This is a genomic window from Pseudonocardia halophobica (assembly GCF_050948485.1).
Classification (GTDB): domain Bacteria; phylum Actinomycetota; class Actinomycetes; order Mycobacteriales; family Pseudonocardiaceae; genus Pseudonocardia; species Pseudonocardia halophobica.
Map to the genome: position 1 here is coordinate 6,716,240 of NZ_CP192046.1, position 14,166 is coordinate 6,730,405.

15 protein-coding genes are annotated in these 14,166 nt (G+C 76.6%); 4 read left to right on the top strand and 11 right to left on the bottom strand.

Features of this window, described 5'->3' with window-relative positions:
• Positions 1–63: 63 nt before the first annotated feature.
• From tsaD to ACQP04_RS32000, 4 genes are read right to left on the bottom strand one after another with little or no spacing between them, the layout of a single operon-like run.
• Positions 64–1,047: a tRNA (adenosine(37)-N6)-threonylcarbamoyltransferase complex transferase subunit TsaD gene (tsaD, locus tag ACQP04_RS31985; RefSeq protein WP_433508479.1), complete on the bottom strand. Its 984-nt coding sequence runs from the start codon at positions 1,045–1,047 to the stop codon at positions 64–66.
• Positions 1,048–1,103: 56 nt separating this feature from the next.
• Positions 1,104–1,553, bottom strand: a complete 450-nt coding sequence (gene rimI, locus ACQP04_RS31990; RefSeq protein WP_433508480.1) for a ribosomal protein S18-alanine N-acetyltransferase — start codon at positions 1,551–1,553, stop codon at positions 1,104–1,106.
• Between the two features lie 14 nt (positions 1,554–1,567).
• Positions 1,568–2,251: a tRNA (adenosine(37)-N6)-threonylcarbamoyltransferase complex dimerization subunit type 1 TsaB gene (gene tsaB / locus ACQP04_RS31995; RefSeq protein WP_037046216.1), complete on the bottom strand. Its 684-nt coding sequence runs from the start codon at positions 2,249–2,251 to the stop codon at positions 1,568–1,570.
• Positions 2,252–2,275: 24 nt separating this feature from the next.
• Positions 2,276–2,419 (bottom strand): hypothetical protein, encoded by a 144-nt coding sequence (locus ACQP04_RS32000; protein WP_433504216.1) that lies wholly within the window; start codon positions 2,417–2,419, stop codon positions 2,276–2,278.
• Positions 2,420–2,557: 138 nt separating this feature from the next.
• Here ACQP04_RS32000 and ACQP04_RS32005 point away from each other — a divergent pair, with 138 nt between their 5' ends.
• Complete coding sequence (locus tag ACQP04_RS32005) at positions 2,558–3,598, top strand: class I SAM-dependent methyltransferase (protein ID WP_433504217.1); 1,041 nt, start codon at positions 2,558–2,560, stop codon at positions 3,596–3,598.
• Here the strand turns inward: ACQP04_RS32005 and ACQP04_RS32010 are convergent.
• The 7 genes from ACQP04_RS32010 to ACQP04_RS32040 all read right to left on the bottom strand — a co-directional run bounded on the left by ACQP04_RS32010 (position 3,537) and on the right by ACQP04_RS32040 (position 12,496).
• A complete protein-coding gene (locus ACQP04_RS32010; protein WP_433504218.1) occupies positions 3,537–6,407 on the bottom strand; it encodes a BTAD domain-containing putative transcriptional regulator in 2,871 nt (956 codons plus the stop codon). The genes ACQP04_RS32005 and ACQP04_RS32010 overlap by 62 nt on opposite strands.
• Positions 6,408–6,476: 69 nt before the next feature.
• A complete protein-coding gene (locus ACQP04_RS32015; RefSeq protein WP_433504219.1) occupies positions 6,477–7,193 on the bottom strand; it encodes an HAD family hydrolase in 717 nt (238 codons plus the stop codon).
• A complete protein-coding gene (gene tsaE / locus ACQP04_RS32020) occupies positions 7,190–7,645 on the bottom strand; it encodes a tRNA (adenosine(37)-N6)-threonylcarbamoyltransferase complex ATPase subunit type 1 TsaE (RefSeq protein ID WP_433504220.1) in 456 nt (151 codons plus the stop codon). Before tsaE ends, ACQP04_RS32015 begins: the two co-directional genes overlap by 4 nt.
• On the bottom strand, positions 7,642–8,754 hold the full coding sequence (locus tag ACQP04_RS32025) for an alpha/beta fold hydrolase (RefSeq protein ID WP_433504221.1): 1,113 nt from the start codon (positions 8,752–8,754) through the stop codon (positions 7,642–7,644). The genes tsaE and ACQP04_RS32025 overlap by 4 nt, the downstream gene beginning before the upstream one ends.
• A 2-nt stretch (positions 8,755–8,756) precedes the next feature.
• Positions 8,757–9,869: an alanine racemase gene (gene alr / locus ACQP04_RS32030; protein ID WP_433508481.1), complete on the bottom strand. Its 1,113-nt coding sequence runs from the start codon at positions 9,867–9,869 to the stop codon at positions 8,757–8,759.
• A gap of 818 nt (positions 9,870–10,687) precedes the next feature.
• The gene (locus ACQP04_RS32035; protein ID WP_433504222.1) at positions 10,688–12,166 is read right to left on the bottom strand and encodes an NAD(P)H-hydrate dehydratase; all 1,479 of its coding nucleotides are present in this window, start codon (positions 12,164–12,166) and stop codon (positions 10,688–10,690) included.
• A gap of 30 nt (positions 12,167–12,196) precedes the next feature.
• Positions 12,197–12,496, bottom strand: a complete 300-nt coding sequence (locus ACQP04_RS32040; RefSeq protein ID WP_433504223.1) for a DUF4333 domain-containing protein — start codon at positions 12,494–12,496, stop codon at positions 12,197–12,199.
• A 200-nt stretch (positions 12,497–12,696) separates the two neighbouring features.
• On the opposite strand from ACQP04_RS32040, the gene ACQP04_RS32045 reads away from it, so the two are divergent.
• The 3 genes from ACQP04_RS32045 (at position 12,697) to ACQP04_RS32055 (ending at position 14,159) form a co-directional block, all read left to right on the top strand.
• Positions 12,697–13,527: an alpha/beta hydrolase gene (locus ACQP04_RS32045; protein ID WP_433504224.1), complete on the top strand. Its 831-nt coding sequence runs from the start codon at positions 12,697–12,699 to the stop codon at positions 13,525–13,527.
• 69 nt (positions 13,528–13,596) lie between these two features.
• Positions 13,597–13,845 carry a hypothetical protein gene (locus ACQP04_RS32050; protein ID WP_433504225.1) on the top strand — a complete coding sequence of 83 codons (249 nt, stop codon included), beginning with the start codon at positions 13,597–13,599 and terminating at the stop codon, positions 13,843–13,845.
• A gap of 5 nt (positions 13,846–13,850) precedes the next feature.
• Positions 13,851–14,159: a hypothetical protein gene (locus ACQP04_RS32055; protein WP_433504226.1), complete on the top strand. Its 309-nt coding sequence runs from the start codon at positions 13,851–13,853 to the stop codon at positions 14,157–14,159.
• Positions 14,160–14,166 lie beyond the last annotated feature (7 nt).

Below are 14,166 nucleotides of genomic sequence, written 5' to 3' on the forward strand. Positions count from 1 at the left end.
GCCGCACATCCCGGGCGCTGCCGGGATCGCACGTTCGGTCGACCGGGAGTGCCGACTCGCGGTTCAGGGGACGAGGACCTCGGTGACCTGCAGGCTCGAGTTCGCGGGGAGGCCCAGCTCGGAGGGGGTGGCGCCGGTGTGGGCGAGGTGGGCGCCCAGCGCGGCGACCATCGCCCCGTTGTCGGTGCAGAGCACCGGGCGCGGGACGCGCAGCCGCAGGCCCGCCGCGGTGCAGCGCTCCTCGGCCATCTCCCGCAGCCGCGAGTTCGCCGCCACCCCGCCGCCGAGCAGCACGGTGTCCATGCCGTACTCCTGCGCGGCCTTCACGGTCTTCATCGTGAGGACGTCCGTCACCGCCTCCTGGAACGACGCGGCGACGTCCGCGACCGGGATCGGCGTCCCCGCCCGCTCCAGCGCCTCGACGTGCCGGGCCACGGCGGTCTTGAGCCCGGAGAACGAGAAGTCGTACTTCGCGTCCCGCGGTCCGGTGAGCCCGCGGGGGAAGTGGATCGCGGCCGGGTCGCCGTCGCGCGCGGCCCTGTCGATCCACGGGCCGCCGGGGAAGGGCAGCCCGAGCAGCCGGGCGACCTTGTCGAAGGCCTCGCCGGCGGCGTCGTCGATCGTGGCGCCGAGCGGGGTGACCGGCCCGGCGAGGTCCGGCACCGCGAGCAGGCTGGAGTGCCCGCCGGACACGAGCAGCGCGAGCGCGGGCGGCAGCGGCCCGTGCTGCACGGTGTCGACGGCGACGTGCGCGGCCAGGTGGTTCACCCCGTAGAGCGGGATCTCCCACGCCGCCGCGTAGGCCTTGGCCGCCGCGACCCCGACCAGCAACGCCCCGGCGAGCCCGGGACCTGCGGTGACGGCGACGGCGTCGACGTCCGAGCCCTTCAGCCCGGCCGTCTCCAGGGCCCGGTGCACGGCCGGGACCATTGCCTGCAGGTGCGCCCGGGACGCCACCTCGGGGACGACGCCGCCGAACCGGGCGTGCTCCTCGACGCTCGACGCGATCTCGTTGGCCAGCAGCTCGGCGACCCCCGCGTCGGACATCCGGACGATCCCCACGCCGGTCTCGTCGCAGGAGGTCTCGATGCCCAGAACGATCGTCACCGGGGGTCCCTCTTCATCGTGTAGGCGTCGGCCCCGCTGGGCCGGTAGTACCGCTTCCGCAGCCCTACGACGGCGAACCCGGTCTTCTCGTAGAGCCCGATGGCGGCGTCGTTGTCCGTCCGGACCTCGAGGAACACCGTCGCGTGCAGCTCGTCGGCGACCTGCAGCAGCGCGTCGAGCAGCCGGCGGCCGACGCCGCGGCCCTGGTGGGCCGGGTCGACCCCGATGGTGTGCACCTCGGCCTCGGCCTGCGGCGGCCCGGCGGTGACGCCGAGCCCGGCGTAGCCGACGAGCTCACCGTCGAGCCGGGCGGCGAAGTACGGCAGGCCGCGGGAGACCTCGTCGCGGAAGGACTGGGCGCTCCACGGGTCGTCGCCCGGGAAGAGGATCTTCTCCAGCTCGGCGCAGCGCGGCGCGTCCGCCCGGTAGAGGGGGCCGATCGTCACGGTGCCGGTGCCGCTCACGTGTGCACCTTCTTCCGCTCCCCGGGCGGGACGGCGTCGGGTCGGCGCAGGTAGAGGGGCTCGAGCGGGCCGGGGTCGCGGCCGGAGTCCAGGGCCGGGGCGGCCGCGGCGACGAGGCCCGCGGGCGTCGGGCTCGCCGGCTCGCGCACGGGCAGCCCGAACCGGTCGGCCATCGTGCCGGCCGCGGCGACCAGGTGCAGCCCGTCGAGCCGCTCGGCCACCGAGTCGGGGCCCTCGACGGTCGGGCCGGTCAGCCGCGCGCCCTCGGCCTCGTACGCCGCCCAGTACACCTCGCGGCGCCGCGCGTCCGTGGCGACCAGCAGGTTCCCGGTGAGCTTCCCGGGCAGCACGACGGCCTGGGCGATCGCGTCGAGCGAGCAGACCCCGTGCACCGGGACACCGAGCGCGTCGCCCAGCGAGGCGGCGGTGACCATGCCGACCCGCAGGCCGGTGAAGGGCCCCGGACCGGCGCCGACGACGATCGCCTCCACGTCGCGCAGCCGGATCCCGGCGTCGGCGCAGGCGCCCTGCACGCCGGGCATGAGCAGCTCGCCGTGCTTGCGCGCGTCGTGCGCGACGCGCACGCCGAGCTCGGCGACGCGCGCGCCGGGGCCGTCGGTCAGCCGCACGACACCGGCGGTGACGGCGGGCGTGGCGGTGTCCAGGGCCAGCACGAGCACGTCACGAGCCTACGAGCGTCGTTCTCAGCAGCCGTCCTCGGGCCAGCCCGGGCCCGTCTCCTCCGGGTCGGCGGTGCAGTCCGGGGTGCACAGGTTTGCGCAGGGACGCCCCGCCGGGTGCGGCGGGGAGGCCGGGAGCGGCGGGAACGGGTCGGCGGTCGGGCTCATCGGTCTCCTCCTCGGTTCGCGGCCGAGCCTGCGCGCCGGCGCTGTCACGGCGCTGGCGCCGGGCGTCGCCGCGCTGCCATCGCGGTGCCAGCGCGGGCCCCGATCGTTCCGTCCCGTTCACCGAGCACAGGAGGAGACATGGACGGCAAGGGGTTCGAGGAGCGGGTGCTCGCCTTCGCGGAGAAGGTCGGCACGGACCAGTCGGTGGCGCTGGGGGCGGCGCTGGCGTACGTCGGCGACCGGCTCGGCCTCTGGGCGGTGCTGGCCGGCACCGGACCGGTGACCGCGGCGGAGTTGGCCGGGCGCACCGGCCTCGCCGAGCGGTACCTGCGTGAGTGGCTGGCCGCGCAGGCCGCGGCCGGATACCTCGACCACGACGCGAGCCGGTTCACGCTGCCGCCCGAGCGGGCCGCCGTCCTGGCCGACGAGGACTCCCCGGCCGCGATGGCCGGCGGGTTCGAGTTCGCGGCCGCGCTGTGGGCCGGCACCGACCGGCTCGCGGAGGCCTTCCGCACCGGTGCCGGGATCGCCTGGGGCGACCAGGACGAGCGGTTGGCGGGCGCGGTCGACCGCTGCTTCCGCGCCGACTACCGCGGCGAGCTGCTGACCACGTGGCTGCCCGCGCTCGACGGCGTGGTCGACCGGCTCCGCGCGGGCGCCCGGGTGCTCGACGTCGGCTGCGGCTTCGGCAGCGCCACCGCGCTGATCGCCGAGGCCTTCCCGGCCAGCACCGTGCACGGCGTCGACCCGCACGAGCCGTCGGTGCGCGCGGCGGAGAAGGCCGCGTCCGGGCGGGCGACGTTCGCCGTCGGCGGGGCCACCGACTACCCGGCCGACGGCTGGGACCTCGTCTGCTTCTTCGACGCCCTGCACGACATGGGCGACCCGGTCGGTGCCGCCCGGCACGCCCGGGAGGCGCTCGCGCCCGGCGGGACCGTGCTGCTCGTCGAACCGGGCGCCGGCGACGCCCTCGACGACAACCTGAACCCGGTCGGCCTGACCTACTACACCGCGTCCACGGCGTTCTGCGTCCCGGGTGCGCTCGCGCAGGCGGGCACCGCGCTCGGGGCGCAGGCCGGCGCCGCGCAGCTCACGGCGGTGCTGGAGGAGGCCGGGTTCACGCAGGTGCGGGTGGCCGTCCGGGACCCGTTCCACCTGGTGGTCGAGGCCCGGCCCTGACGTGCGGGGCCCGGGCCGCGGCAGGGGCGCCCGTGAGGTGCCGGTCCAGCGCCCGGCGGGCCACCTCGAGCGCCTCGGCCCGCCCCGGCCCGGCCGCCGGCCCCACGCGCGACTCGGGCGACGGGGCCGCCGGCGGGCGGGGCGGGGCGTCCGGGGCGGCGTCGGCGGCGGCGTCGAGCAGCGCGGCGGCCTCGTCGTCGTCGAGCAGCCGGAGCAGGTCGGCGAGGTTGCGGAGGGTGACCCACAGCTGCGTCCACTGGCCCGTGGCCGCCCAGCCGTCGACGACCTCGCGATAGCCCCGCAGGGCGTCGGCGACGCGGCCCGCGGCGGCCCGCGCGGAGAGCAGGCCGACCGAGGCGATCCCGGTGACGAAGGTCGAGCCGGCGGTGCGGGCCAGGTCGAGCGCTGCGAGGTAGTGCGGTTCGGCGCGGTCGACCTCGCCCGCGGCGTTCGCGATCTCGCCGGCGACGTACTCCGCGAAGGCCCGGCCCGTGGGCGAGGTCGCCGCCGCGACGGTGCGGCTCTGCAGCTCGCGGGCCCGGTCGAGGTCGCCGGCGTAGGCCGCGGCGAGCGCGGCGACCCCGAGGTTCATGGCGGGCCGCGCCGAGACCGCCGCCGCGGCGGCCCCGTGCTCGGCGACCTCGTCGAACGCCGCCCGGCTGAGCGCGGCGAGCTGGCGGGCGGAGTGGCCGAGCGCGGCGCCGTGCGGTCCCGGGTCGCCGGCCAGCACGGCCCGGCCCAGCGCGTCCGCCCGCGGGTGGTCGCCGCGGTGGTAGGCCGCCATGGCGGCCGCTCCCGTCACCTCGGCGGCGCGCGGATGCCCGGCCAGCTCGGGGTCGGCGGCGAGCTCGTCGGCCCACCCCTGCAGCTCGGCCATCCCGCGCCAGCCCGTGACCTCCTCCAGCCCGACGACGAGCTCCACCGCCGTGTCCAGGTCGCCCCCCTCCCGCGCCAGCCGCCACACCGCCCGCAGGTTGCCCAGCTCCCGGCGCAGGGTCGCGTCGGCCTCCGGCTCGCGTTCGGTCGCGATCCCTGCGTCCACGGCCCGCACGAGGTCGACGGCCCAGTCCCGCAGCCGGCGGCCGGCCTCCTCGGTCTCGCCCTCCGCGGCCAGCCGGTCGAGGCCGTAGGCGCGCAGGGTCTCCAGCATCCGGTAGCGGGTCCCGCCGGCGAAGTCGAGCTCGAGCATCGACGCGTCGGCCAGGTGCGCCAGTCCGAGGGCCGGGTCGGCCCCGGGCGCCGCGGCGATCTCCTCCGCGGTCCCGAGGTCCACACCGTCGGCGAACACCGCGAGCCGGCGGAACAGCCGCTGCTCGGCGGGCGGGAGCAGCGCGTAGGACCAGTCCACGGTGGCCCGCAGCGTGCGGTGCCGCGCGTCGGCGGTCGGGCGGCCGCCGCCGAGCAGGTCGAGGGCGCGGTCGAGCCGGTCGTGCAGGTCCCGCAGCCCGAGCACGGACAGCCGGCCCGCGGCGAGCTCGATGGCCAGCGGCATGCCGTCGAGCCGCCGCACGATCTCCGCGACGACGTCGAGGTCCGCCGCGTCGGCGGTGAAGCCGGGCCGGGCGCGGGCGGCCCGGTCCAGGAACACGGCCACGGCCGGGACCGTCCGCAGGTCGCCGGCGCGCCCGAGCGGGAGCGGCAGCGGCCCGAGCCGGTGGACCGCCTCCGCGGCCAGGCCCAGGGGTGCGCGGCTGGTGGTCAGCACGGTCAGGCCCGGGCAGCCGTCGAGCAGCGCGGTGACGACGTCGCGGACCGCGTCGAGCACGTGCTCGCAGTTGTCCAGCAGGACCACCCCGCGCTCGGCGGCGAGCACCGCCACGCACGCCGCCAGCACGTCGCCCCGGGTGACCTGCACGGTCAACGCCGCCGCGAGGGCGTGCGGCACTGCGGCGGGGTCGGTGACCGGCGCCAGCAGCACCGTGCGGGCGCCGCCGGCGACCTCCCGCGCGAGCCGCGTCTTGCCGACGCCACCCGGCCCGGCCACCGTGACCAGCCGTTCGGTGCGGACGAGCTCGCGCACGGCGGCCAGTGAGGCCTCGCGGCCGACCAAGGGCGTCGGCGCGGGCGCGGTACGGGTCGCCGGCTCGCCACGCGCCACTGCGCGCTCCAGCTCGCCGAACCCGGCCGACGGGTCCAGCGCGGTCTCCTCGGCCAGCAGCCGGCGGTGCTGCCGGGCCGCGACCAGCGCGTCCGCGGTCCGGCCCACCGCGGCCAGGGCCCGGACGAGCAGCCGCACCGCCGCCTCCCGCAGCGGCTCGGCGGCGGCGGCCGCGGCGGCCCGGTCCAGGACCTCGGCGGCCCGCCCGGCCTCGATCGAGCGGTGGACCAGCTCGTCGGACACGGTGCGGCGGAGCTCGTCGAGCGCGACGACCGAGGCGGCGACAGGCTCGACGCCGAGCAGGTCGGCCAGCACCGGTCCACGCCAGAGCGCGTCGGCCTCGCGCAGCAACCCGACGGCCTCCGCGGTCTCCGCCTCCCGGGACCGGGCCAGGAGCGACCGGGCGCGCGCGGCGTCGAGGCCGCCGCCGTCGAGGACGAGCCGGTAGGCGCCCTCCAGCGTCGCCAGCCGGTCCGCTCCGGCGCCCAGCGTGCCGCGCAGCCGCGAGACGTGGCTGTGCAGCGCGGCCCTCCCGGTCTCGGGCACCTCGGCAGGCCACAGCGCGTCGAGCAGATGGTCGACTGTCACGGCGCGGCCCTCGGCCAGCGCGAGCAGGGCCAGCACCGCCCGCCGCTTCGGGCCCGGCACCGGCACCTCGATACCCCCGACGACCAGGCACAACGGGCCGAGCACGCCGACCTCGACCGTCACCGGTTCCCCCTCCCGTCAGCAGGGGGCTCGTCCGCGCGACCGTGATCGTCACCCGCGGACGGGGCAGGACTACCAGTCCCGGAGCAGGCCGGGCAGCTCCGCGAGGCGCTGGATCACGCCGTCGGGCTCGACGTCGACCGGCACCCGCTGGTCCACCGGGATGTCGCTGTGCGGGACCAGCACCGCCCGCATGCCGACGTTCTTGGCGCCGCTGATGTCGTCGTACGGGCGGTCGCCGACGTAGACGCAGCGGGCCGGGTCCGCGACCCCGACGGCGGCCATCGCGGCGTGGAAGGCCTCGGGGTGCGGCTTGGTGTACTCCAGGTCGCTGCTCCAGGTCACGCCGTCGAAAAGGTGCAGCACCCGGTCCCGGCGCAGCCAGTCCTCGTGCCACTCACCGGGCCACATCGTGGAGGACAGCACCCCGAGCCGCAGCCCGCGCCCCCGCAGCTCCTCCAGCATCGGCGCGGCCTCGGGGTCGGTGTGCGTGGCCTGCACCCAGAACTCCCGGTACGCCTCGAGCGCGGCGCCGTGCAGCTCGGAACGCTCGTCGACGGCGGCGTCGGCCAGCACCTCGGCGAGGTGGAAGGCCCGGGCCCCGTCCTGCACCGCGGCCCACCGGGCGGTGTCGGCCTCGGCCAGGGCGGTCGCGACCTCGCGGGCCCGCTCGGGCTCGTCCGCGTGCAGGACCTCGGTGTAGGCCCGCCAGCCGGCGTGGAAGTCCATGGTGCGCCAGGGCGTGAGCGTGCCGCCCCAGTCGAAGATGACCGCCTCGACGCCGCTCACGACCCGACCCGCTCCGCCCGCGCGACCCGGACGTCGTCCTCCCGCCGCTCGAGGTGGACCAGGACGTGCTTCTCCGCCAGTCGCTCGGCCACGCCCTCGCCCCACTCCACCGCCACGACGGCCTCGGTGAGGTCGGTGTCGAGGTCCAGGTCGTCGAGCTCCGCGGCGACCGAGGCCACCGCGCCGAGCCGGTAGGCGTCGACGTGCACGAGCGGCACGCCCGGGCCGTCCGGCAACGGCCGGTGCTCCCGGGCGATCACGAACGTCGGCGACGTGACCGGGCCGGCCACCCGCAGCCCGCGGGCCAGGCCCCGGACCAGCGCCGTCTTGCCCGCGCCGAGCGGCCCGGACAGCACCACGAGGTCGCCGGCGCCCAGCTGGCGGCCCAGCTCCTCGCCGTACGCCTCGGTGTCGGCCGGCGCCGGGAGCTCGACCGGCTCGTCCCACGTCATGCTCGCCTCCACCTGCGCCGGCGCGGGGCCCGCGAGGCCGCCCGCCGGACCAGTCCCTCCAGGGCCTCCTGGACCTCTTCGTGCCGCTCCAGCAGGGGCAGGTGCCCGACGCCCTCCAGCTCCAGCAGCTCGGCCTTCGGCAGCTCGGCCGCGATCCGCTCGCTGTGCGAGAACGGGATCACCTGGTCCTCCGTGCCGGCGACGATCAGCACGTCGCAGCCGGCGAGGGCGGGCAGCGCCGCCAACCGGTCGTGCGTGCCGAGGGTGTCGGCGAAGTCGGTGAGCGCGTCGAGCGCGTTGGCGCTGATCATGGTGTCGACCAGGTCGACCAGCGCCGGGTCGACGTGGCGGTCGCCGAACGCGTAGCGCCGGGTGAAGCCCCAGACGATGTCACCCAGGGCCTTGCGCGCGCCCTCGACGACGCGCGGCTGCATCCGGGCCAGCGCGCCGAGCCCGCGGGTCACCGGGTTGTGCCGGGAGAGCAGGCTGCCCGGCAGGCCCGCGCTGCCCATCTCACCCGCCGACGTCGCCACGAACCCCACGCCCAGCACCCGCTCCTCGAACAGCTCGGGCTGCTGCTCGGCGAGGGCCATCAGCGTCATGCCGCCCATCGAGTGCCCGATGAGCACCAGCGGGCCCTCCGGCGCCAGCGCGCGGACGACCGAGTCCAGGTCGTGGCCGAGCTGGTCGATCGTGCAGCTCTGCCGCGGCGCGCGCTCGGAGCGGCCGTGGCTGCGCTGGTCGTAGAGCACGGTGCGCACGGACGGGTCCGCCATCAACGGGAACGCCTCCCGCTGGAAGTGCCAGGTGCGGCGGTCGAGGGCGAACCCGTGCACCAGGACCACGGTGAGCAACGGCTCGCCGGTGCGCGAGGGCAGCTCCTCGCAGGCCAGCCGGATGCCGTCCTCGGTCATGACCGACGACGACGTCGGCGCCGGTTCGGCGCCCGGCTGCCGGCCCGCCGAGTCGAGCTCGCCGGCGAGGCGGCGGCGCTCCTTGGCGATCTCGTGCCGCTTGTGGCTCGCCACCCCGACGCCGACGGCGGCGCCCGCCGCCCCGACGACACCGCCCGCAACGCCGAGCGCCTGCCACAGCTTCCGGCCGGCCACGCTCACTCCCCCGCGCCCAGGTGCGTCCGCCGGACCCGGGCCCCGTGCACGCCCGTGGCGATCTCGTAGTGGATCGTGCCCAGCTCGGTGGCCCAGTCCTGGGCGGTGGGCCCGCCGCCGTCCCCGGCGCCGAAGAGGACCGCGGTGTCGCCCTCGTGGACCTCGTCCTCGCCGCAGTCGACCACGACCTGGTCCATGCAGACCCGGCCGACGACCGGGCGGACCTCGCCCGCCAGGTGCACGCGCATCCGTCCGCGGGCGTTGAGCCGCCGCGGGACGCCGTCGGCGTAGCCCACCGGCACCAGGGCGAGCGTGGTGTCGTGCGGGGTCGTCCACTCGTGCCCGTACGACACGCCCTCGCCCGCCGGCACCCGTTTGACCAGCGCGACCCGCGCCCGGAACTCCATGGCCGGGCGCAGGGGCGACGCCTCGACGGGCCGGTCCAGCGGATCCAGTCCGTACACCGCGATGCCGGGCCGGACGATGTCGAGGTGCAGGTCGGGGCGGGTGAGCGTGGCCGCGGAGTTGGCGAGGTGCCGCAGCGGGGCGAACCCGCGCCGGCGGGCCTGCTCCCACGCCGCGTTCAGCCGCGCGAGCTGGGTGTCGATCACCGGGTGGTGCGGCTGGTCGGCGTGCGCGAGGTGCGACCACACGGCGACGACCTCGGCCTCGTCGCCCGCCTTCTCCACCGCGTCGAGCAGCTCGGGCCAGTCGCCGGGCTGACAGCCGTTCCGGGACAACCCGGTGTCGATCTTGAGGTGCAGCCGGGCCCGGCGGCCGGTGCGGCGGGCGGCGTCGAGCACCCCGGCGAGGTGGCGCACCGAGGAGACGGAGACGTCGACGTCCGCCGCGATCGCCGGCGCGAAGTCCTCGTCCGGCAGGTGCAGCCAGGACAGCACGGGCGCGGTGATGCCGGCCTCGCGCAGCTCCAGGGCCTCCTCGATCGTGCACACCCCGAGCCAGGTGGCGCCGGCGGCGAGCGCGGCCCGTCCGACCTCGGCCGCACCGTGCCCGTACCCGTCGGCCTTGACCACGGCCATGGTCTGCGCACCCGACTCCCGCGCCAACCCCGACAGCAGTGCGACGTTCTGCCGGATCGCCCCGAGATCGACCACCGCCTCGGCGCGCGGTCGCGCCGCGGCGTGCGCTGTTCCGGAGGGCTGGGCCGCTCTGGTGGGCCGGGCCGTTCCGGTGGGCTGGGCCGTTCCGGGGAGCGAGGACACGCCCGCATTCTGACATCCGCCCCCGACAGGAGCTGTATCGATCACGGCCGTGAAGGGGGACAAGGGATCCGCTTACACATTTTCTGGGTCCTCACACCGTTCCGGGCCCCGCGACACACCCACGGCGCGACCCACACACCCCGTCGACAGGGTGTACGGCGTCCGAGCGGGTGTGGGCAGTTTGCGGCGCAGCCTGCCGCCGACTCCCCGGGCTGGCACATGTCCCGGGGCGAGCTTCGCAGCGAACCGGCGCACTCGTCGGCGAGACTTGCCTCAACATCACCAAGCCCGTGCACCCACGGCATCCGCCAGAGCCTTTGCTGCGCTGAAACAGCGATCATGCCGAGGCTGATCGCCGGTTCCGTGCAGGTACGGCACTCCCGAGCCCGTCATCGCCGAGCAGCCCGACTCGCACATCCACCCGACCCGGCCACACCCGTCGACAGCCCGCGCCCCGAACTCAACCGCTGTGTCGCCGGGCCCGAGTGGATGCGCCATCGGTCGCAGGAAACCCGACCGGCGCCAAGATCAGCGAGCCGGTGCACTCACGGCTGCGTGCACAGCCCTCCACACACGGGATCGGCGATCATGACGGCGCTGATCATCGGTCGGGTGCGCTCACGGAAGCCCGAGGCCGCCGCCTCCGACCACCCACGGCACCCCCACAACTCACTCCGCACTTAACCGCCGATCACGTCGAGCGGCACCCCTCACACCCCCAGCGCCGCCTTCCGCACCTCCCGGATGGCGGCGGGGATGGCGGCCTGGAGGGTGGAGGCGGGGGCGGGGACCGCCGGCTCCCCACCCGCCCGCTCGGCGGCGAGGGTGGCGGCGCGGGTGTGGACGTGTGCGGCGCAGCCCGCGGCCCACCAGGGGTCGAGTCCCGCGGCGAGCAGCGCGCCGACCAGTCCGGTGAGGACGTCGCCGGAGCCGGCGGTGGCGGCCCAGGCGTTGTCGGAGGGGTTGACCAGGGCCCGTCCGTCGGGGTCGGCGACCACCGTCGCGTTGCCCTTGAGCAGCACGGTCACGCCGAGCTCGACCGCGGCCCGGCGGGCGGCGTTGATCCGGTCCGGCCCGACCTCGCCCGCGATCCGGGCGAACTCGCCGGCGTGCGGCGTGACCACGACCGTCCGGCCGTGCACCGCCCGACGCAGGTCCTCGTGCTCGGAGAGCAGGGTGATGCCGTCCGCGTCGATGCAGGTCGGGACGTCCCGGTCGAGGACGCCGGACAGCAGGTCGTACCCCGCCGCGTCCGTGCCGATGCCGGGGCCGACGGACCAGGCCTGCGTGCGCCCGGCCTGGGCGAGGTCGTCCGTGCCGACGACCTCGGGCCAGTGCGAGCGGACGACGTCGGCCGCGCTGCCCGCGAACCGCACCATGCCGCTGGTCGCGAGCACGGCGGACCCGGTGGCCAGCACGGCGGCGCCCGGGTAGGTGGCCGAGCCGGCGGCGACCCCGACCACGCCCTGCGTGTACTTGTCGTCCGTCGGGCCCGGGATCGGCCAGTGCTCGCCGACGTCGGCGGCCTCGAGGACCCACGCGTGCGGCTCGGGCAGGTGCGGCCCGAGCCCGATGTCGACGAGCACGATGTCCCCACATCGTGGCCGCGCGAGCACGTGCACGGGCTTGAGCGCCCCGAAGGTCACGGTCAGCGCCGCGGCGACCGCGGCCCCGTCGGTGGTGCCGGTGTCCGCGTCGACGCCGCTGGGCAGGTCGACCGCGACGATCGGCACCCCGGCCGCCGCCGCGGCCTCGACCAGCGCCCCCGCGGGTTCGCGCAACGCGCCCTTGCCGGAGATCCCCACGATCCCGTCGACGACGACGTTCGCGCCGGTCACCGCTGCCGACGCCCCCGGGTCCTCCCCCACGAGCACCCGGCCGCGCGCCCTCCGGAACGCGGCGAGCCCGGCGGCATGGGCGCGGTCCGGGGCCAGCAGGACGGCGGTGACCGCCAGCCCCCCACGCCGCAGCTCGGCCCCCGCCCACAGCGCGTCGCCCCCGTTGTTGCCGGCCCCCACCAGCAACGTCACGCGCCTGCCGGTCGTCCGCCCGTGTCGCTCCCCGACGAACCGTCGGACGCCGAGGGCGAGCCCGTGGGCCGCCCGGCGCATCAGCACCCCGTCCGGCAGCCGGGCGAGGAGCACCTCCTCGGCCTCGCGGATCTGCTGCGCGGTCCACACACCCTGCATGGACCGCACGCTAGCCGCGGCGACCGGCGGCTACACCTCGTTGATGTCGAACTTGACGTCGCTGCCCTCGACCGCGGTCACCTTGGCGACGACGTCGAAGCTGCGCTGCGGGATCACGACGTGGCAGGTCAGCGTGGCCCCCACGGTCGCGTCGAGGCCCGCCGGGCAGTCGACCGAGTTCGGCGAGGTCTGCAGCTGCTCCTGCACCACGCGGGTGATCTCCGACTTCACGTCGTCGCTGGAGACCGACATGCTGCAGGCGCTCAGGCCCAGGAGCAGGCCCCCGGCGGCGGCCAGCGTGCCGATGGTACGTGCGATCCTGGCGTTCATCGTCTGTCCCTCTCGGATGGTTGCCGGACCCCTTCCGGCCTGGTCAGAACGCTATTGACGCGCGCACCGCGGGACAGGAGTGGTGCTACCACACCCGCGGCTCGCACTGGCCACCCCACGGCGGGCGGGCTGCCCGGCCGGGGCGATCGTCCGAGGTACGCCGCTGGGCGGGCGTGATCGCGCGACGGTACGGTTCCGCTGTGAGCCGGACCAGCACGTTCACCCGTCCTCCCGCCCTGCGGAACGCCAAGGACGCGCTGGAGCAGCTGTCCCGGCCGGGGCCCAACGAGGTGCTGCGCGGTGACCTCGGGCTCGTCGGCACCCCCGGCGTGGTGTTCGCGCCGGCCGAGGGGCTCGGCCTTCCCGCGGTCGCCTTCGGACACGACTGGATGCAGCCGGTCTCGCGCTACGCCGACCTGCTGCGCCACCTCGCCTCGTGGGGCATCGTCGCGGCGGCACCCGGCTCCCAGGGCAGCCCGCTGCCGAGCGTGGCCCGGTTCTCCGCCGACCTGCGGACCACGCTCGACGTCTGTGCCGGCGTCCGGCTCGGCGACGGCAGGATCAGCGTGGACTCGCGGCGGACGGCGCTGGCGGGCCATGGCATCGGCGCGGGCGCCGCCCTGCTGGCCGCCGCCGGGCACCCGAAGGTCGCCGCGGTCGTCGCGATCGCGGCGGCCCAGACGCGCCCGTCGCCGGCCGAGGCGGCCAAGGCGGTTTCGGTGCCGTCGTTGCACGTCATCGCGGGGAAGGACACCGTCGCGCCGATCTCGGGGCACGCGGAGCAGATCGCCGCGGCCTGCGCGGGCCCCACCTGGGTGCGCCGGCTGCCGAAGGCCGGGCACACCGACTTCCTCGAGGGCCTGCACTGGTCCGACCTGGTGCTCTCCGGCGGCCCGAACGCGAAGACCCGCCGCATCACACGCGCGCTGGTCACGGCGTTCCTGCTCAAGGAGCTGTGCGGCGAGGACCGGGTGGACGACCTGGTCGACGGCAAGGTGCCCGGCACCGTCCTGGAGACCCCCGAGGCGTGAGCCGTTCGCGATCGCGAACGAATCTCCGCGTTGACCCTCCGCGCGGTGCGGCGCCCGCATCCTGTCCGGGTGCGTCCGGACCTCGCCCTCGATCCCGACGGCCTCGACGCGGCCGCCGCCCACGCCGCCGCCCTGGGTCTCGACCTCGAGGACCTCGCGCGGGACCTGCAGTCGTCCGTCGAGGACTGTCGCGACATCGGCCGGGTCGTCGCCGGGGCCGCGCGGGAGGTGGCGGCCGCGACCGACGTGTTCCTGCGGGTCGCCGGCTCGGCGCGACGCGCGGAGAGCGACACCGCGCGGGTCCTCGACCGCCCGTGAGTCGCGTGGAGCTCGACGTCCTGGTCGAGCGGCTGAGCGCCGCGGCGGCCGACGCCGCCCGGGTCGCCCGGACCGTGCGCGTGAGCTGGTGGGACGCCCGCGGCACCGAGTTCGCCGAACGGCTCGCCCTCGTGGGACGGGAGCTGGAGCGGCAGGCCGACGCGGTCGCCGAGCTCGCCCGCACACTCACCGCGCCGCCGATCGAGGCGGCCGTCGGCCCGGTCCTGCCGGGCACGGGCGGCCGGCGGACCGCGGAGACGCGCGGCGTGCGGCTCCCGCTGCTCGACGACGAACGGGAGCTGCCGCAGGCCTGAGCCGGCG